Raw genomic sequence first — 1,335 nt, 5'->3', positions numbered from 1 at the left:
CAATACTGTCCTAAACGATTTCAGGAAGTTCTAAAACTACCGTTTTTACTGTTCTTTTCAGTGTATTTCTTTCCTTTTTCAAAATAGGACCCCCTGCCTTAGATTTCCGGGCGGCGGTTTTGGCTCGACAAAAGGCTCGTCTAGCCATTTTTGAAGGTCTATCTTGACAAAAAGGTTCAATCTTATAAAAGAGACCAGATTCGATAAGTGCCAGGGGTATTTTCCTATCGCTTTCAATGCCTTAAGGACGAGGATTGTAATCAAGGCTGTCCATATTTGGATCATTACCGCATTTTCCGATGTGCCCACGAAAGACTTAATGTGTAGCAACTGTTTTATTTCCCTGAAAAATATTTCTATCTGCCAACGTGCCTTGTAAAGTTCACCTATCGTGTTTGCTGTCCAAGTCTTTTGGTTGGTGATGAGTTCTATTTCCTGCTGGTTCTCATCATCCCATATGGCCACCCTTCTAAGCCGCTTGGAGTATTTCTGGGACGACCGGTACCCCGTGAGTTCAATGATTTCATCCTTTAGGATATGCCCGTGCATATCGTCGGGGAGTTCGTTCTCCTTAATACTTTTAAACCGGATGTTTTCTTTATGCCTAATAACGAAAAACACCTGGTTGCTGTCCCAGACCTTGAGCAGGGAAAAATCATTGTAGAACCGGTCGGCAACAATGACGCTCTGTTTTAACAGCGGTATGTCATAAGCACCCTTGTTATCCGCTGTCTTTCCATCTGTAATGTTCACATAGGCCGGCAGATGCCCATCATAATCCAGAAGTGTATGCATCTTTATGGCGCCTTTTGCCGTCTTGTATTTCGCCCAATCAAAAAGGCTTAGGCACAGGCTTATGGTAGTGGAGTCCAGCAGGAATATCTTTGATTTGATCCTGAATTTTACACGCTTGCGATAGGCATGCTGTCCTAATGTTTGGAGCAGTTTATAGTAATAATCCCTGAAGAGTTCCCAGTCCCGTCTCTGGTTTTGATAGCTGACCGTGGATTTGGACGGAGCCCTCTCAATTCCCAAATGGTTCAGGTTACCGGTGGCCGAGCGGAGCCCGTTGCTGATATCACGGACGGATTGGCTCTTGGCAAACTGGCAGAAAAGCATCGAGACCATATGGGTCCAGCTATTAAATCCTTTGGAATGCTTGTCCGTTTGCTTTTCTCTGACCATTTTATTGAAAGAAGAACGATCAAGTTTTTTAATTATCTGTGAAAACAGGGTTATATTTGTCATGGGAAGGGTTGATTTTTGTTTCGCACCTCAAAGATAACTTTGAGTTACAAAACTCCCTTCCTTTTTTAAACGTTTAGGACGCTATTG

Annotated in this window: 1 protein-coding gene; it reads right to left on the bottom strand. The window is 43.2% G+C overall.

Features of this window, described 5'->3' with window-relative positions:
- Window positions 1-78: 78 nt before the first annotated feature.
- A complete protein-coding gene (locus tag BV214_RS16440) occupies window positions 79-1,248 on the bottom strand; it encodes an IS4 family transposase (protein ID WP_086478585.1) in 1,170 nt (389 codons plus the stop codon).
- Between the last annotated feature and the right edge of the window lie 87 nt (window positions 1,249-1,335).

Source organism: Arenibacter amylolyticus (assembly GCF_002150785.1).
In the GTDB taxonomy this organism is placed as follows: domain Bacteria; phylum Bacteroidota; class Bacteroidia; order Flavobacteriales; family Flavobacteriaceae; genus Arenibacter; species Arenibacter amylolyticus.
This window is presented reverse-complemented; position numbering and strand designations above follow the sequence as displayed.

Excerpts from the sequence above, each read along its gene's own strand:
- BV214_RS16440 (WP_086478585.1), bottom strand. The coding sequence starts at position 1,248 with ATGACAAATATAACCCTGTTTTCACAGATAATTAAAAAACTTGATCGT.